The following is a 16,832-nucleotide window of genomic DNA, read 5'->3' on the forward strand; positions in this document are numbered from 1 at the left end:
TTTCCCCCAACGCCAACGTAAACCCTTCTTTCTTATTGTAAGAAGTCCGGACCGAAAAGGGAACGGTTTAGTCGGGCCGTATCTATGCTGCATTAGACGGGGCATATTGATAGGGCTAGCTTAGCGATGGGGCTACAGGTGCCGCAGCTGCTTTTCCGCGATGTCGCCGATCCAGGGGAGCTTCAGCCATTTTCCCTGCAGGGACGTAAACAGCATGACCACCCACACGACGAGCGTCAGGATGGACAGCAGGGCGGCAATAACCGGGCCGATCAGCGGGATCAGGCCGGACAGAATGTGGGCGATCATAATCGCGCCAAAAGTCAGAACGGACTGTAAGGCATGAAAGAGGACGAAGCGGCTGCGCTTCTCAACGGCAAGGAAGACGATGCCTCCGACAAAAGCGAACAGGTAGCAGAGCGTGGCGGCCATATTTTCCGGCAGACCGGTGGATGATTTGAAAGGGGACAAGATAGACCACTCCTTCTATACGGCAGGATTGTCTTCTATCATATGAACCCCGGAGACAAGTTATGAGCAGTGAAAAAGGCACCCGGCCGCCTGGGGTGCAGGTAGCAGGATGCCCTTAGTGATCCACTCTGTCCATTAGAGTAGGATCGGCTTAATAAAAGAGAGCATTAAACGAGTGGGGCTGCTCTCACGCCTGGCCTCCGTGGCCGCCTTGGCCGAACTGGCGCCGCGGGCCGACGATTTTCTCGCGTTTGTTGGTGTCGTTTTCTTTGGGAACCAGGCGCGGGTCCGTACGGCCCTCATGATGGTTATCGAATGTAAATTCGGTCAGCTTCCACTCCGTCGAACCCAAAATCAGGTCAGCCGGGAACTCGTCACCCCGGTGAAGCAATTCCTCTCTGCCCGATTCGTTGGTATATACGCCGTCGACCTCAACCTTATCGTGAGAAATCGGCAGCATGCGTTTATCTTCATTAGTCATGACAAGTCCTCCTTCGTTCCATAGGAAATCCTTCAACGAACTGATTCTCATTTAAGTTACCCGGACCGGGAGCGGATTATCCCGCCGGGCCTAATCATTCCATGCTGCCGAGAATATGCTGCTGAAGGAGGGACCGCGGGTTTCTCCAGCGGCTGACCTTGCTGTCCGCAGTGAACACCACTACCGCATCCAGCTCTGGAAAAAGGTAAATTTGCTGCCCGCCGTGACCATGGGCACAGCTGAACGGCTGACCGCACATCCGGCCTGTCCACCACTGATATCCGTAGTCGCCAAAGGCGGGGTAACCGTCGAGCTGCCGGGTCAGCGCCTGTTCAAGCCATGCTTCGGGAATGACCGGGCGGTTCTGCCACCGGCCTTTATTCAGGCAGCACAGACCGAACTTGGCCATGTCCCGGGCGGTCAGATACAAGCCAATATGGCCCATCGTATGGGCTTCGGGGCTGGAAGACCAGGCGGCATATTCGATCCCGAGCGGTCCGAACAGATGCTGGCGGGCGTAGCTGTATGCATCCGTGCCGCAGCATTCCGAGATCAGCACCGAGATCAGGTGCGAATCGATGCTTCTGTATTGGAAGACGCCGGCCATGTGCGCATCTATCGGCAGCGAGAGGGCGAACGATGTCCAGGCACGGCTGCGGTGAAATCGGTGGATCAACGGTTCGCCGAGCGTTTTGCCTGTCTGCCAGCGGAACCCGGTCGACATTGTAAGCAGGCGCCGAAGCGTCAGCACCTCCTCTAAGAGCGGGTCGGTCATTTTCCGCGCATAGTCCCGCAGATAAGGCATCAGCGGTTCGTCCAGGCCGGGAAGCTCTCGTCTGCTCACGGCAATCCCTGCGAGGGTGGACGTGATACTCTTTGTCGCCGAGCGGAGATCATGCAGGGTGCCGGGTCTAGCTTCATTATAGTACCGCTCATAAATAAGCCTGCCGTGTCTGATGACGAGAAAGCTGAGCATTTTCGGATAACGCCTCAAGATCTGGGCGTGTGCCTCTTCAAGCGGTTCAGGCCTGACGTCTTCATGCTCCGGCGAGGAGGTGGGGAAGGCAGGCGTATGAAGCGGCGGGGAGGATAACAGCAGAACGGGACGATTCAATGGGACCGGCTCCTCTCTTCTGGATCGTTCTCCGGTACGGGCGATGGTTGACCGGTATCATTAACTTAACCCGAAATGCCGATATCCAAATAAACGGGCAGTCTGGAAAGTACTTTAATCCGGCAGGACTGCACTCGAAAAAAAGTAATTCCTTACATTTTTTTGGAAAGCTGTTTTCGCCATTAGAATATGATACAATGAAGGGAGTGATTCAATAACATCCTCTTAGGGTATTCTTAGTGTCAGATACCTTTAGCGGCAGCCGGGAGCGTTCAGCCCAAACCTATAACTGCAAATGACGACTTCACAGATGTCAGGTAAGGTCTTTTCGGCATTCTCAAACTGGAGCAATCCATTCAAGTGTTTTGGGAGGGAACTATCATGGCAACGAAAGGTCACAATGAAGTTAAAGAAAGTCTGCGCGAGATGACACGAATTTTCCGGCCCAAGGATCCGAAGAAGTTTGTTAAGGAGTACGTCCGGAAATATCATATTATGGGGGGATACGAAGAGGAATTAACCTCGGTTGTGGAACATGAGTTAGGGCGGATGAATTCGTCTGTTTCCTGACAAAGCTGGCCGTAACGAGCGTATCGCTTATTGAATTGCAGTTGAAGATTTGGACACGATTACGATGAAGCTGAAGAACAGCCTGATAACATGACCGTATTCCGCGGAAACTCGCGGGATACGGTTTTTTGTATTTCATGTACCTGCCTGCATGGCTCCGGGCATATACTAAACCACGGTCTGATTCATCATTCTTTAGCATCGGAAAGGACGTGCGGCGCTTGGAGATTACGCTGAAGAGCAGGGAAGAGATCGGATACATGCAGGAAGCGGGACGCATCCTTTCGTCCTGTCATCGGGGAGTTGCGGACAAAATCACGCCCGGCATAACGACAATGCAGATCAACGACTGGGTTGAGGAATATTTGGCCAGGCAGGGAGCCGTTCCTGAACAGAAGGGGTTTAAGGGATATCCTTATGCCACATGTGCTTCGGTGAACGATACCGTATGCCACGGCTTTCCCGACGAGGTTCCCTTGGCGGAAGGGGACGTGGTCACCATCGACATCGTAGTCAACAAAGACGGCTGGCTGGCCGACTCCGGATGGAGTTATCCCGTCGGCAGGGTCAGCAAACCGCTGGAGCGTTTGTTGAAGCGCACCGAAAAGGCGCTGTACAAAGGCATCGCGCAGGCCGTCGCGGGCAACACGATCGGAGATATCGGCTACGCGTTGGAGAAGGTGGCCAGGCGGAGCCGATACGGCATCGTCAAGCCATTGGTGGGTCACGGCATCGGCCGGTCGCTGCATGAGCCGCCGGACGTGCCGGCGTTTGGGAAACGTCACGAGGGGCTGAAGCTTGTGGAGGGGCTGGTCATCACCATCGAGCCGATTTTCACCCTCGGTCCTACGGGGGCGGTGCTCTGGAATGATGACGGTTGGAGCGTGCAAACGGCGGACGGCAGCAGGGGCGTGCAGTTTGAGCATACGGTTGCGGTCACCCGGGACGGCCCGTTGATATTAACGCAGCAGTGACCCGGAAGGATTCGCCACAATTTGTCATATTTCGATCGACAAAAAGAACCTGTCCCCAGGTTCTTTTTTGTTTGAATTTGACGATTCAAAAATTCCATAACAGGTAAAAATGAATGTAATCGTTGAAACTTGGGTATACGAAGGAGGATGAACCGGGTTGCACGTAAAGGGGCTGGCAAGCGGGATGTAAACCCGCTGAAAACGATTGCAAAAGCTTTTGTGGCGCGACTTTCGGCACTTTTCGAACAATTTGTGAACTAGGTTGGAAACATTGACAAAATAGTACTGGAAACTTATATTTAATAGGTGATTGTTTTAATTGACAGTAGCAAATCATTCGTGATAGTGCAGGTGAATGGCCGTTGAATGTGCTTTCAGCGGAGCCTGCGAAAATGGAAAAAGTGGGGTAGATCAATGATGAAACGGTGGCAGGCTGTAAAGCGACTTCTTCCCTTGCTCGCAGTATTTTCTCTGCTTTTAGCCGGGTGCGGCCGCGAGGACTTGTCGGTTCTGAGACCACAGGGACCGGTGGCTCAAGAACAGCTGGGATTGATGAAGCTCGCAATCTCAATCATGATTGTGGTACTCGTAATCGTTTTCGCGATTGCGGCATACGTACTTGTGAAGTTCCGCAGAAGAAAAGGGCAGAACGGTGTGCCTGAACAAGTTGAAGGCAACTTCAAGCTGGAAATCATCTGGACAGTGATTCCGCTCGTTCTGGTTATTATTTTGGCTGTTCCTACCGTACAGCAGATCTTTGCTTTCGGTGACGATCATTACAATGATAAGGACGCCGTACAGGTTAAGGTTACGTCGCACCAATACTGGTGGGAGTTCGAGTATCCGCAGTACGGTGTGAAAACAGCCCAAACCCTGGTCATTCCGACTGGGAAGAAGATTGCGTTTGAGCTGAAAACGGCGGATGTACTCCACTCGTTCTGGGTTCCTTCGCTCTCGGGTAAGATGGATACCAACCCGGATGGTACCATTAACAGATTCAGCTTCAGCGCCGATAAAGAAGGCGTTTACCGTGGTAAATGTGCGGAGCTCTGCGGACCTTCCCACGGTTTCATGGAATTCAAGGTTAAAGCGGTTAACGGAGATTCCTTCAATAACTGGGTAACTGCCATGAAGGCACCGGCTGTGCTTCCTGAAGATCCGGCTTTGGCAGAAACCTTCAAGAAACAATGCTTGTCCTGCCATGCTGTTGGCGACCAAGGCGGACCTGTAGGCCCTAACCTTACCGGCATCGGTTCCCGTGAATCGGTTGCAGGTATCTTGCTGAACGAAGGCCAAGATGGCGGGAAACCAGTCAAAGAGAACCTGAAAGAATGGCTGATGGATCCACAAGCCGTTAAGCCAGGCAACAAAATGCCTAATCCGAAGGATCTCGGTCTGACTGACGAACAAATCGATGGTATTGCCGATTACTTGGCCAACTATAAATTGAATTACTAGTAACAGCAAGATTGAATAAGAGGGGGTACCAACCTTGGCTCATGCTCACAGTGTCAAGCGTCATACGGGCTTGATGGACTGGCTCACCACCGTGGACCACAAGAAGATAGCCATCCTGTATTTGCTTGCAGGCGGCTTGTTCTTCGGATTCGGCGGCGTGGAGGCCTTGCTGATCCGTCTGCAATTGATTAAGCCTATGAATGATTTAGTATCAGCGCAAACCTTTAACGAATTGATCACGATGCACGGAACGACCATGATCTTCCTTGGTGTCATGCCAGTGATCTTTGCATTGATGAATGCGGTAATTCCGCTGCAAATCGGCGCCCGTGACGTCGCTTTCCCATTCGTCAACGCACTTGGCTTCTGGACGTTCCTGTTCGGCGGAATCCTGCTGAACCTGAGCTGGATTATGGGCGGCGCGCCTGACGCCGGCTGGACGGCCTATACGCCGTTGTCGACTTCAACTTACAGTACAACGCACGGTGTCGACTTCTATACGGTCGGTCTCCAGATCGCCGGTCTCGGTACACTGATCGGCGGCATCAACTTCCTGGCGACGATCATTACGATGCGCGCACCGGGAATGTCTTTTATGCGGATGCCGATGTTCACATGGACATCTTTCATTACTTCCGCAATGATCCTGTTTGCTTTCCCTGCCATTACGGTAGGTCTGGTGCTGCTCTCATTTGACCGTATTTTGGGAGCGAATTTCTTTGAAGTATCCAATGGCGGTAACCCCGTTCTTTGGCAGCATATTTTCTGGATCTTTGGTCACCCTGAAGTATATATTCTCATTTTGCCTGCTTTCGGGGTTATTTCTGAAGTTATTCCGACTTTTGCACGCAAACGTCTTTTCGGTTACAGCTCGATGGTGTTCGCGACCATCCTGATCGCCTTCCTGGGCTTCATGGTTTGGGCTCACCACATGTTCACAACCGGTCTCGGACCGATTGCGAACGCGCTGTTCTCGATCGCGACGATGCTGATCGCCGTTCCGACGGGGATCAAGATCTTCAACTGGCTCTTTACGATGTGGGGCGGACAGATCCGCTTTACGAGCGCAAACCTGTTTGCCATCGGTTTCGTTCCTACATTCGTCATGGGTGGTGTTACCGGGGTCATGCTGGCATCCGCGCCTGCGGACTATCAGTTCCATGATACTTACTTCGTCGTTGCCCACTTCCACTACGTAATCGTAGGTGGTCTGGTATTCGGTCTCTTTGCGGGTCTGCACTACTGGTGGCCTAAAATGTTCGGCCGCGTACTCAACGAAACGATTGGTAAATGGACGTTCTGGTTCTTTGCAATCGGCTTCCATTTGACATTCTTCGTACAGCATTTCCTCGGACTCATGGGGATGCAGCGCCGTATCTTTACGTATCTGCCTAACCAGGACTTCGATACATTGAACTTGGTAAGTACGGTCGGTGCGTTCTTGATGGCCGTCGGCGTTCTGCTGTTCTTGTTCAACTGTTTTATAACAGCCGCCAAGCCAAAAGGCGTGGCCAACGATCCTTGGGAAGACGGACGTACGCTCGAATGGGCGATTCCATCGCCGCCTCCTGAGTACAACTTTAAACAAATCCCGCTGGTACGCGGACTTGACGCTTACTGGAAAGAAAAAATGGCAGGCAACAAAGAGATGACTCCTGCAGAACCGCTGGGATCTATCCATATGCCTTCGCCAACGATTTTGCCTTTTGTAATGTCCGTTGGTATTTTCATCGCCGGTCTCGGACTGATGTTCAGCAGTGAGAAATTCAACAATTCCTTTATGAGCATGATCTTCAACAACTGGATCGTCGTCATTATCGGACTTGTCATTACGTTCGGATCGATGCTGCTTCGTTCGCTGTTTGACGATCATGGCTGGCATATCGAACCGGAAGAACTGGAAGAAGAGGGGGTTAAAGCATGACATCGGCACACGCAGAATCGGTAAACGGCTCATTGCCGCATGAACCGGAGAAAGCAACCCTGGAAGGCCGGAACAAAGTGCTTGGCTTCTGGCTCTTCCTTGGCGGAGAGTCCGTGCTCTTCGGTACCCTGTTCGCCACGTTCCTGGCGCTTCGCAACCAGACCAATGACGGCCCGACAGCCCATGAGCTCTTCTCGCTGGGAACGACGGCTGCAGCCACGTTGATCCTGCTTGTCAGCAGTTTGACGAGTGTATTCGCCGTACAGGCGATGCACCGTCATAAAGCAGCTTCACTGAGATTGTGGTTGATCATTACGGTTATTCTGGGCCTTGGCTTCCTTGGCCTCGAGGTTTACGAGTTCCACGAGTATGTCACCGCCGAGAAATTCGGCATGACGACAAGTGCCTTCAGTTCGGCGTTCTACACGCTGGTCGGTTTCCACGGAGCTCACGTTGCATTCGGTGTATGCTGGATCGGTATTCTGATCGGACAGCTGTACAAAAAGGGGTTAACGGTCGTAACAGCTCCGAAGGTTTACGTGTCGGCCATGTACTGGCACTTTATCGACGTCGTATGGGTCTTCATCTTCTCGGTCGTTTACCTGCTTGGAAAGGTGGGCTAAGATTATGACTACGGTTGAACAGCATCAAGATGATACGGTAAAACACGGTCATCGTCATGAAGGACCGCAAAAGCATGTCATCGTATTTATTTTCTCCATTATCCTGACCGCCATCGCTTTTGCTTCGGTTATGGCTGGCGGGGTGAACGTCGCCTTCACGGTTATACTTCTCGTCGTGATGGCGGTGCTGCAGGCACTGGTTCAGTTGGGATACTGGATGCACTTGAAGGATAAAGGACATTTGATGCCGATTATCTTCATGTGCGGTGGCGCCTTTGTCGCATTTACTGCGATCGTCACAGCATTGTATTGGGTTTGGTGGTAAAATAAAAAGAGGCGGGCCAGTTGCCCCCTCTTTTTTTAAATGGCATCAAGGTGTCACAATATCGACAGAAATTCCGCCCGGCGGGAGGAGGTTTTCATATGCTGGGGTTAGAATATTTTAGCTTTGCCGCCTTGTTCAGTCCGTTGTTTCTGGCGTTTATGCTGCTGGTAACGGCCGCGTATTTTGTTGTTATCGGCCCGCTCAGTGAGAAGTTCGCGGATGCCGAGCCCGTATCGATCGGCAAAAAGATCATGTTCGTCAGCGGTATGTTCTTCCTGTATCTCGCTCAGGGCGGACCGGTGAGTCTGCTGGGCCACATTATGTTTACGTTCCACATGACATCGATGGCTTTGTCTTACCTGGTGGCTACGCCGCTTATTATGCTGGGGATTCCAACCTGGCTGTGGCGTGCTTTTGACCGGATCAACCCGTTCAAGAAGCTAGGTTTTCTGGCCAAGCCGGTGGTCGCAGCTGTCGTATTTAACGGATTGTTTTCGTTCTACCATATCCCTGCGATCCACGACTACGTCATGCTGCATTTTGCGGTACACCGGCTGTACTATATTGTTTTGTTCATCGCTGCCGCGCTTATGTGGTGGACGCTCATTAATCCGCTGCCGGAGAAACACCAGGCATCGGGCCTTGCGAAGATCGGGTTTATTTTTCTGAACATGGTGCTGCTGACGCCTGCTTGCGGCCTGATCATTTTCTCAACGCAACCGATGTATGCGACCTACAGCGATCCCAATACGTGGGCTAAAGCGATGGGATACTGCGTATCGGGCGATACGTCGGCTCTGCTGCAGACTTTCGGCGGACCAAGCTTTTTCTATGGGCTGAGCACCAAGGTCGACCAACAACTGGGCGGCATCGTCATGAAGTTCATTCAGGAATTTATATTCGCTTCGATGCTGGCGAGGGTATTCTTCCGCTGGTACAAGAGCGAAAATAAAGAGGATGACGACGATATCATTCCAACCGATCTTTCTGACGGTTCTTTGAACCGGGCATGAGTTGGTCTAAGCGTTAAGGAGGATTTTCATGGATTTGTATATGCTGTTCCCTACGATCAGCACTTCATTCATCGTCATCAGTGCGATTCTGGTGGCCATCGGATGGGCCTTGATCGTTCAAGGCAAACGGGACGCCCATAAAAAAGTGATGATCTGGGGCGCGATCGCAGCGCTGCTGTTTTTCATCATTTACGTGTCCAGAACAGCCTTTGTCGGCAACACCTCATGGGGCGGTTCGGACGAAATGAAGATCTACTATCAGATCTTCCTGATCTTCCATATCGTTCTGGCGACGGTTGCCGCGGTATTCGGGATTACAACGCTGGTTCTGGCATTCCGGGAAAGGTTTGCGAAGCACCGGAAATGGGGCCGGGTTACGGCAAGTATTTGGTTTGTCACAGCCATCACCGGTGTTGTGGTTTACGTGCTGCTGTACGTCCTGTATCCTGGCGGGCATACGAAGCCGGTATGGGATGTTATTTTGGGAGCATAACCCGAGTGGATCGGGTACAAAGAGAGTCTGGCGGATTAATCCGCTGGGCTTTTTTTTATGAAAAGCCGCTGATCCCGCTGGAAAGCCAAGGTTTTTCGTATTTGTTTAAATAGGATGAAATAACGCCAAGTTTTCTTTGCCGGATGGCAGTTCCGAAGTGCTGTATTGCATTTTTTAGGACACTGGCGTCGGGTACAGTAAAAATGGTTAAAAAAGTTCTAGATAGACGAGATCCATAGATTGAACCAAAGTTTTGCATTGAACTTCCAGTTATAAGGGTCCCATGCGGCCCTATTACAATTATTTCTTTAGTTCATTCAATCTAGCGGAAACTTTTGTGCTTCTTCAAACGTTATTCATATATAAGGTTCAATGAACGAAGCTAAGAGAAGGTATGGGGATGAAATGAGGCGAAGAAGGAATTTTATACATAGTAAAAAAATGGTGTGGGTCTTCATCATGCTGCTCTTCTGCGGCTTCATTGTCATGTTTACCACTTCGCTCATCCCGAAATACATACCGGCTGTGACCGACGGTGACCGTACGGCCCAGGCCGGCGGAACAGACAGGGATCCGGCAGCGGGTCAAGGAACCGGCAGTCCCGGCGGCGGAACCACCGGCCAGCAGCAGGAAGCTGGCTTCAAACCAAGCAGCGTTCAATGCGGCGTGATGAAGCTGAGACATGGCGCTCGAAAGCCGCAGGTTGATCAAATCCCGCTGTACTGCATCGAAGGGAAATATCATGCCGGAGACACACCCATGATGCAGCCGGCAAGCCCGCTTCAGGTGAAGATCGACACCGTCATCCCGGAGAAGATTCTGTCGGATCTGGGAGCGTTCTGGTTAAGCGATTCTTCCGGAACCTGGGGGCATCTGCTCCTCGCCCCGAGACACTGGGAAGTCGTCCGGGCCGATACCGGAGCCAACGGATCGGTGGGCCTTGAGCTTGCTGATCCGCAGCACCCGGACCGCAGGGCCGTTTACTTGGACGGCGGCCCCTGTCAGGGCTGCAACATTGCGTTAATCGGTTCCTATTTCACGGCATTAAAGAATTGGGCCGAAGAAAAGGGCTTTCCCGGGAAGACGATGAAGTTCCTGCATCATGCTTACGTTCGGAACCATGTCGTCACGTATGTTTTACCACCGGGCAGCACGGCTTATAAGACGGTCGGCGCTGCGTTTGAGCGCCATGAACCCCAGGATGCGATGTTTACCCGTTACGAAATCTGCGTTCCGCCGGAGGATTTGGATATGGCGAACGTTATGCTGGATTTCTTTGCACGCTTTCCGAGTTCCGTTGCCGCCGACCTTTCGGTTCAGCCATACTTGGGAATGCCAAGCGTTTCCTAACTCAACATGCACTGCTTCAAGCAGCACCCGACAATGGGGTGCTGTTTTTTTGTTAATATTTTCATTTCGCCGTTGCATCTCCGGCAAGCACACTGTATACTGTGTATAAACATATACACAGTATACACACTGAGTGGTGAATAAGCACAGTGAACCTGTGCTGTATATACACCCTTATGGATTACGGAAAAAGCGAGGGCGATTGTTGTTGAACACAATAAAAGACGCTTGGATGATGGTACGAAAGGATCTGCACAGCGAGAAAAGGTACCTCCTGTGGTCGATCATATTTGCTGCCTACATGGGAGGAACCACAGGGGTCATGATGCTGGGGAGCGAAGAGGCACGATCCCTTGGTCCGGTAGCTGATTTCATCCTGCTGATGTTAGTTCCGATGCTGGGGTTTTACTTTTCCCGAAGATCCTTCAAGTATTTAACGGAAGACTCCTATACGCGAATGCTGGCATTCTTCCGGGTGCTTCCGATCTCTAACGGCGTGGTCCTGGTATATCGGGTGATACAATCGGTGCTGGCCTTTGCCGTGAACGGCATCATTTTCTTCGTGATTATGTATTGCGTTCAGGGAACCCTGCTGGATCATATGCGGTTTGACCATTACCTGGCCTTTGCGCTGACGTGGGTCGGTTACGGGCTTATGATGACTGGACCCTATATCTATTTTGAGTTTTCCAATCATGGCAAAGCTTATCTGTTGTCGACCCTCATTTTCCTCGTTGGCTCCGTAGTGGCAGCGGCAGCCGTTTATGCGGCGGGAGGGAACCTGCTGGTGTACACGGTGGAGGTATCCAAACGATGGAGCCTGCTATCGCCGGTGATGTGGGGGATCTTGCTGGCCGGAGTCATCAGCCTCGTGCTGTGCTCGATCGGAACGCTCCGCAGGCTGGAATCTAGAGATCTGGTGTAAGCTTTGAAACCAATAAGAGGATTGACGAGTATAGCAAGGTGAGGTGCGAAAGGTGTGGATACCTATACAAGTGAATGAGAACAGCGCTGAACCGCTCTATCATCAAATCGAATCCCAATTAAGATCGCTGATCATCAGCGGACAGATCGAGGAGGGAACCCTTTTGCCGTCAATTAGAGAGTTTGCCAACGGGCTGAACTGCAGCGTAATTACGGTTCGAAGAGTGTATCAGGATCTGGAGAGCGAAGGACTTCTGCGCACGAAGCAGGGGACCGGCACATTTGTCGCCAAGGTTGGTGCTTCACAGCGTGAAGTATTCCGGCGGGAGGCGGTGGAAGAGGCGCTCAGCCATGCGGTGGATGTCGGGATGTCCGTCAAATGCGAGGAAGATGAGCTGAGGGAGCTGTTTTTATCGATACTGAAAAGAAAGTACCATCCGGAGAAGGGAGAAGGTGAGGCATAAATGGAACAGTCCATCATACGAATGGAAGGCGTGACCAAGCAGAGACGGCATAAAACGATCGGACCGATCGACCTGGCCCTGCCGAAAGGCTATGTGTACGGGCTGATTGGCGAGAACGGCTCCGGCAAGAGCACGTTGATCCACATGCTGCTGCAGACGGTGTTTCCGGATTCGGGGCGCATTTCCTGGTTCGGCCACGCTTACAGTAAAGGCATTCCTATGGAAGTGCGCAGACAGATCGGGTATGTGGCGGAAAAATCCAACCTGGAGGAGGATAACTTGACCGCCGAGGAAGCCGCCGCCTTTCGGGCGTACTGGTATCCGGAATGGGATCAGCCTTATTTTGAAAAGCTGTGCGATCTGTTTCAGGTACCGAAAGCGACGAGGCTACGCAAAATGTCCAAGGGGGAGCGCCGCAAATACGAAATCGCCGCGGCCCTTGCGCCGCATCCCAAGCTGCTGCTGCTGGATGAACCATCGTCGGGTCTGGACCCTTTTGCCTGGAAAATGATGATCGAGGTGCTTAGGGAATGCCTGCAGACCGAAGATACGACGATTGTACTGTCCACGCACATTATTGATGAGGTGAAAAGGCTGGCGGACTACGTCATGCTGATTCACCACGGCAAGTGGATGGGGATGGCGGAGAAGGACAGTCTGCTGGATAACTGGAAGGAAGTGTGGGCAGGGTGCCCCGAGGCTGATCTGGAAGAACTGCCGAACATTGTGCAGACGCAGCAGGAATCCCATGGCGTTACGCGAGTGGTGACGACGTCATGCCGTGAGTTGGAACAGATCCTGTACGATTCAGGTATCAACGTGCTGAAGACACGGGCTTTGGAGCTGGACGAGATTTTAACGTTGTGGGTGCAAGGATATAAGCCTGCCGGCGTGCAGGAGGGGGAGGAGCAGACACATGGAACCATTAAAACTAGTTAACGTGGTCAAACAATACGGAGACAAAACCGCAGTCAACCAAATCTCGCTGGAGGTCGGCAGAGGAGAAATTTACGGGCTGCTTGGGGCGAATGGTGCCGGCAAAACGACGACGATGCGTATGGTGCTTGGCCTGATTTATCCGGACGGGGGAGAGATTCTGTATAACGGCAAGCCCTACCATGCTGAGCTTCAGCAAATCATGGGATACCTGCCGGAAGAAAGAGGGCTGTATCCGAAAATCAAGGTCAGCGAGCAGATCGTCTATCTGGCCCGTCTTCGGGGCATGTCGCAGCAAGACGCGGATAAGAGCCTGCGCTACTGGCTGGAACGCTTTGACGTTCCGGAGTATTACGATAAGCGGATCGAGGAGCTGTCCAAGGGCAATCAGCAGAAAATGGGCTTTATCGCCGCCATCGTGCACAAGCCGCAAATCGTCATTTTGGATGAGGCGTTCAGCGGACTGGACCCGGTCAACGTTGAACTGCTGAAGGCGACTGTCAAGGAACTGCGGGACCAGGGAACCAGCATTCTATTCTCTACACACCGGATGGAGCATGTCGAAGAGTTGTGCCAGCGCATTACGATTTTGCACAAATCCAATACGGTCGTTCAGGGAAATATCCGGGATATCAAGAGCCGTTATCCGCGTGAGGAAGTGCTGCTTCATACGATAGGCGATGTCGGCGGCCTGGATGCGATCCCGGGAGTGACGGCAGTGGAACGCATCGATCGGGGATACCACATCCGGATCGCTGCGCCGGAAACGGCACAGGCCATTCTGCAGAAAGCGATGCAGGAAACCACGGTGGAGCGCTTTGAAATCAAGGAGCCGACGCTGAACCAAATCTTTATTCAAGAGGTGGGTGATTCGCATGAATAAGCTTGGGACGATTATCGGCTTTACGTTTAAAAATAAAGCCAGAACGAAATCTTTTCTGATTACTACTCTGATTCTTGCACTGCTCATTACGATCGGCATGAACGTGCCGTATATCATTAAGCTGATCAAGGGTGACGACGCATCCAAGGCCGAACAGATCGGGATTCTCTACGGCTCGCAGCCGGTCATTGCTGCGGAACTGGAGAAGTATGCCGCGCAGTCCGGCAATAAGGACTATACGTTCGTCAAATACGAAGGGACCGCTCCGGATCAGGCGAAAAAGGATCTGGAAGACGGGAAGATCGAGGGTTACCTCTCTTTTGACGGCGGGGATGGGGCATTTCCTGCTGTCACTTTCACCGGCGGTGAAGACGGCATGGGACAGGGAATCAGCAGCTTTCTGATGCCCGCGCTGCAGACGGTCAAGACGACCGTGATCGCCAAGGATGCGTTGACCGCGGAGCAGATCGCCGCTCTGAACGAACCGGTCAAGCTCGATACGGTGCGGATTAACGCGGAGGGTAAGACGGAGGCGGGGGGAGACACCCACCGCGAAGACATGCAGAAAGCCATGAACTATGTGGTCGTTTATGTGCTGCTGATTCTGTTCTTTACCTCCAATATGATGACAGGCAACATGATCGCAGCCGAAGTAACGTCGGAGAAAAGCTCGCGGATCATGGAAATCCTCATCACCAGCGTTTCGCCGCTGGCCCAGATGTTCGGGAAAGTGATCGGTATTTTCCTGGTCGGGATCGTGCAAATTGCAGTGTTTGGCGTCGTGGTCGGGGCGAACCTGATGCTGCCGCATAACCAGGACATTCTGCAAGGATACAGCCTGAGCATCTCGGATATTAACCTGCCGGTGCTGCTCTACGGACTGCTGTTCTATATCTTGGGTTACTTCCTGTATGCGGTGCTGTACGCGGCCATCGGATCGATTGTCAGCCGTACCGAGGATCTCGGCCAGGCCGTGATGCCGATTACGATGCTGGGTTTGGCCTCGTTCTACATCGGACTGTTCAGCATTACTGCATCGGGCAGCATGCTGATCAAGGTGACGAGCTTCATTCCTTTCACCGCTCCTACCGCGATGCTTGTGCGGATCGGGATGGGGACGGTACCGACCTGGCAGATTCTCATATCGCTCGTTTTGCTGCTGGTGTCCATACTGTTTTTTGGCTGGCTGTCCGCGAAAATCTACCGCACCGGCGTCCTGATGTACGGCAAGCGCCCATCCATCAAAGAGCTGCGTAAGGCCATGAAAGCTTACAAGATTTAGGCACGGATTCTAACTTGATAAGGAGAGAATCGGCATGAGTAAAAAGGCTTTTCCATACGTCATCGCGGCAGGCATGCTGCTGATCGTCGGTCCGCTGGCCCTGAAGCATACGGGTGTGGCATTAAACGACTTTACGGACGGCCTGCTGACTGGGGCGGGAATGGGCTGTATGCTGCTGGCGCTGATCAAGATGCCGCGGAAGACGGCAGAGCAGTAACAGCCCAGTCTATAAACTACAATAAGGGGAACCTCTAGATGAAAAGTTGGAAACGAACGCTCTTATCTCTTATGATTTCCGCAGGGATGCTCGCTACGGCGGCTCCGGCCATGGCTGCTCCGCAGCAGCCGGAACTCAAGGTCAATAACAAGACCATCGATTTTGCCACGAGTGCACCTATTGTCGATCAGGGCACTACGCTGGTTCCGCTGCGCACGACGCTTGAAGCACTAAACGTAAAGCTGACCGATGTAGAGAACGGAACCATTCATGCCGTTGCGGGTGATCAGAAGATCACGCTGAGCAGCAAGACGAAACAGGTTAACGGCGTGACTTACGTGCCGGTCCGGACCATTGGTGAAGCCGCCGGTTACACGGTCTATTGGGATCCGGCAACCCGCACGGTATTCTTGCTCTCAAAAGCAACAAAGGAAGCCGGCCGCGGCTTCATGTGGGAAGTGCAAAATAACGGGAACACGGTGTACCTGGTAGGGTCCATGCATATTGCGGACGACAGCTTCTACCCGCTTCGCCCGGAATTCGAGCAGGCCTTTGCCGAAGCCGATTATTTGGGCGTCGAGATTGACCTCAGCAAGGCGGCCGACGAAGAGCAGCAGAACATGATCATGAAGCTCGGCATGTACCAGGACGGCACGACGCTGAAGGACCATGTGTCCAAGGGAACGTATGCAAAAGTGGGGGACATTCTGGAGCAAAACGGAATGAAGCGGGATGCGCTGGATGCATTCAAACCATGGGTCGTGGAGACGACCATCAGCAGCCTGAAATCGGTCATGGCCGGATACGAGGCAACGGAAGGCATTGACCTGTACTTCATTCAAAAGGCACTGGAGCGCAAAATTCCGATCGTGGAGCTGGAATCCTACGAGTCCCAGCTGAGCATGTTTGATCAGTTCTCCAAAGAGCTGCAGGAGAAGAACCTCAATACAGCACTGGACAATTTCGACGTCCTGGACGACGGCGTTGACCAAATGGCGGACATGTGGAAAAAAGGGGACGAAAAGGCGCTGCTGGAGCTGACGAACAGCATGGCAGGAGACGCGGAGTATAACAAAGCGATGCTGATCGACCGCAACATCGGCATGGCCGATAAAATCGACGGATACCTGAAAAGCGACAAGAAAGCGGAGTACTTCATCGTCGTCGGCGCAGCCCACTATCTGGGTGAACATGGCGTGATTAAACTGCTCGAGGATAAAGGTTATACAGTTGTACGTAAATAATCGTCCTGTAATGCGTGTTTGAGAGCGGGGACGCTGCCGATTATTCTGGAAAAGAAAAAAACTTAAGCTGGGGACTCCTGCGTCCC

The 16,832-nt window shown here is 52.4% G+C and carries 19 protein-coding genes; 16 read left to right on the forward strand and 3 right to left on the reverse strand.

The genetic code is table 11. From position 1 onward, the window contains the following. Positions 1–132: 132 nt before the first annotated feature. The 3 genes from IAE55_RS15330 to IAE55_RS15340 all read right to left on the reverse strand — a co-directional run bounded on the left by IAE55_RS15330 (position 133) and on the right by IAE55_RS15340 (position 2,066). The gene (locus IAE55_RS15330; RefSeq protein WP_076172872.1) at positions 133–471 is read right to left on the reverse strand and encodes a DUF4870 domain-containing protein; all 339 of its coding nucleotides are present in this window, start codon (positions 469–471) and stop codon (positions 133–135) included. A 187-nt stretch (positions 472–658) separates the two neighbouring features. Then, complete coding sequence (locus tag IAE55_RS15335; RefSeq protein WP_116232722.1) at positions 659–952, reverse strand: transposase; 294 nt, start codon at positions 950–952, stop codon at positions 659–661. Between the two features lie 94 nt (positions 953–1,046). Then, complete coding sequence (locus tag IAE55_RS15340; RefSeq protein ID WP_234489565.1) at positions 1,047–2,066, reverse strand: serine hydrolase domain-containing protein; 1,020 nt, start codon at positions 2,064–2,066, stop codon at positions 1,047–1,049. Between the two features lie 381 nt (positions 2,067–2,447). On the opposite strand from IAE55_RS15340, the gene IAE55_RS15345 reads away from it, so the two are divergent. From IAE55_RS15345 to IAE55_RS15420, 16 genes are all read left to right on the forward strand, one after another. Next, positions 2,448–2,636: a hypothetical protein gene (locus tag IAE55_RS15345; protein WP_036651115.1), complete on the forward strand. Its 189-nt coding sequence runs from the start codon at positions 2,448–2,450 to the stop codon at positions 2,634–2,636. A gap of 221 nt (positions 2,637–2,857) precedes the next feature. After that, positions 2,858–3,610 carry a type I methionyl aminopeptidase gene (gene map / locus IAE55_RS15350; protein ID WP_145949702.1) on the forward strand — a complete coding sequence of 251 codons (753 nt, stop codon included), beginning with the start codon at positions 2,858–2,860 and terminating at the stop codon, positions 3,608–3,610. Positions 3,611–4,024: 414 nt separating this feature from the next. After that, positions 4,025–5,068: a cytochrome c oxidase subunit II gene (coxB, locus tag IAE55_RS15355; RefSeq protein WP_076172876.1), complete on the forward strand. Its 1,044-nt coding sequence runs from the start codon at positions 4,025–4,027 to the stop codon at positions 5,066–5,068. A gap of 73 nt (positions 5,069–5,141) precedes the next feature. Further along, positions 5,142–6,992 (forward strand): cytochrome c oxidase subunit I, encoded by a 1,851-nt coding sequence (gene ctaD, locus IAE55_RS15360; RefSeq protein ID WP_076172975.1) that lies wholly within the window; start codon positions 5,142–5,144, stop codon positions 6,990–6,992. Continuing rightward, positions 6,989–7,615 (forward strand): cytochrome (ubi)quinol oxidase subunit III, encoded by a 627-nt coding sequence (locus tag IAE55_RS15365; RefSeq protein WP_145161271.1) that lies wholly within the window; start codon positions 6,989–6,991, stop codon positions 7,613–7,615. The genes ctaD and IAE55_RS15365 overlap by 4 nt, the downstream gene beginning before the upstream one ends. 4 nt (positions 7,616–7,619) lie before the next feature. Next, positions 7,620–7,940: a cytochrome C oxidase subunit IV family protein gene (locus tag IAE55_RS15370; RefSeq protein ID WP_076172878.1), complete on the forward strand. Its 321-nt coding sequence runs from the start codon at positions 7,620–7,622 to the stop codon at positions 7,938–7,940. A gap of 98 nt (positions 7,941–8,038) precedes the next feature. Further along, on the forward strand, positions 8,039–8,953 hold the full coding sequence (gene ctaG / locus IAE55_RS15375; protein ID WP_200633176.1) for a cytochrome c oxidase assembly factor CtaG: 915 nt from the start codon (positions 8,039–8,041) through the stop codon (positions 8,951–8,953). Positions 8,954–8,981: 28 nt separating this feature from the next. Next, positions 8,982–9,446 (forward strand): DUF420 domain-containing protein, encoded by a 465-nt coding sequence (locus IAE55_RS15380; RefSeq protein WP_105445641.1) that lies wholly within the window; start codon positions 8,982–8,984, stop codon positions 9,444–9,446. A 405-nt stretch (positions 9,447–9,851) separates the two neighbouring features. Continuing rightward, positions 9,852–10,796, forward strand: a complete 945-nt coding sequence (locus IAE55_RS15385; RefSeq protein ID WP_186327597.1) for a DUF4850 domain-containing protein — start codon at positions 9,852–9,854, stop codon at positions 10,794–10,796. Positions 10,797–11,004: 208 nt separating this feature from the next. Next, on the forward strand, positions 11,005–11,721 hold the full coding sequence (locus IAE55_RS15390; protein WP_145949706.1) for a hypothetical protein: 717 nt from the start codon (positions 11,005–11,007) through the stop codon (positions 11,719–11,721). Between the two features lie 52 nt (positions 11,722–11,773). Further along, positions 11,774–12,184 carry a GntR family transcriptional regulator gene (locus IAE55_RS15395; protein ID WP_200633177.1) on the forward strand — a complete coding sequence of 137 codons (411 nt, stop codon included), beginning with the start codon at positions 11,774–11,776 and terminating at the stop codon, positions 12,182–12,184. Then, positions 12,185–13,123 (forward strand): ABC transporter ATP-binding protein, encoded by a 939-nt coding sequence (locus tag IAE55_RS15400; RefSeq protein ID WP_200633178.1) that lies wholly within the window; start codon positions 12,185–12,187, stop codon positions 13,121–13,123. Beyond that, the gene (locus tag IAE55_RS15405; RefSeq protein WP_145026726.1) at positions 13,101–14,003 is read left to right on the forward strand and encodes an ABC transporter ATP-binding protein; all 903 of its coding nucleotides are present in this window, start codon (positions 13,101–13,103) and stop codon (positions 14,001–14,003) included. Before IAE55_RS15400 ends, IAE55_RS15405 begins: the two co-directional genes overlap by 23 nt. After that, positions 13,996–15,285: an ABC transporter permease gene (locus tag IAE55_RS15410; protein WP_200633179.1), complete on the forward strand. Its 1,290-nt coding sequence runs from the start codon at positions 13,996–13,998 to the stop codon at positions 15,283–15,285. Before IAE55_RS15405 ends, IAE55_RS15410 begins: the two co-directional genes overlap by 8 nt. Positions 15,286–15,319: 34 nt before the next feature. Further along, positions 15,320–15,502 carry a hypothetical protein gene (locus tag IAE55_RS15415; RefSeq protein ID WP_200633180.1) on the forward strand — a complete coding sequence of 61 codons (183 nt, stop codon included), beginning with the start codon at positions 15,320–15,322 and terminating at the stop codon, positions 15,500–15,502. Positions 15,503–15,540: 38 nt separating this feature from the next. Then, positions 15,541–16,746, forward strand: coding sequence for a TraB/GumN family protein (locus tag IAE55_RS15420; protein WP_200633181.1), 1,206 nt, complete (start codon positions 15,541–15,543; stop codon positions 16,744–16,746). Positions 16,747–16,832 lie beyond the last annotated feature (86 nt).

This window comes from Paenibacillus sp. S28, from assembly GCF_016624415.1.
GTDB lineage: Bacteria > Bacillota > Bacilli > Paenibacillales > Paenibacillaceae > Paenibacillus_AQ > Paenibacillus_AQ favisporus.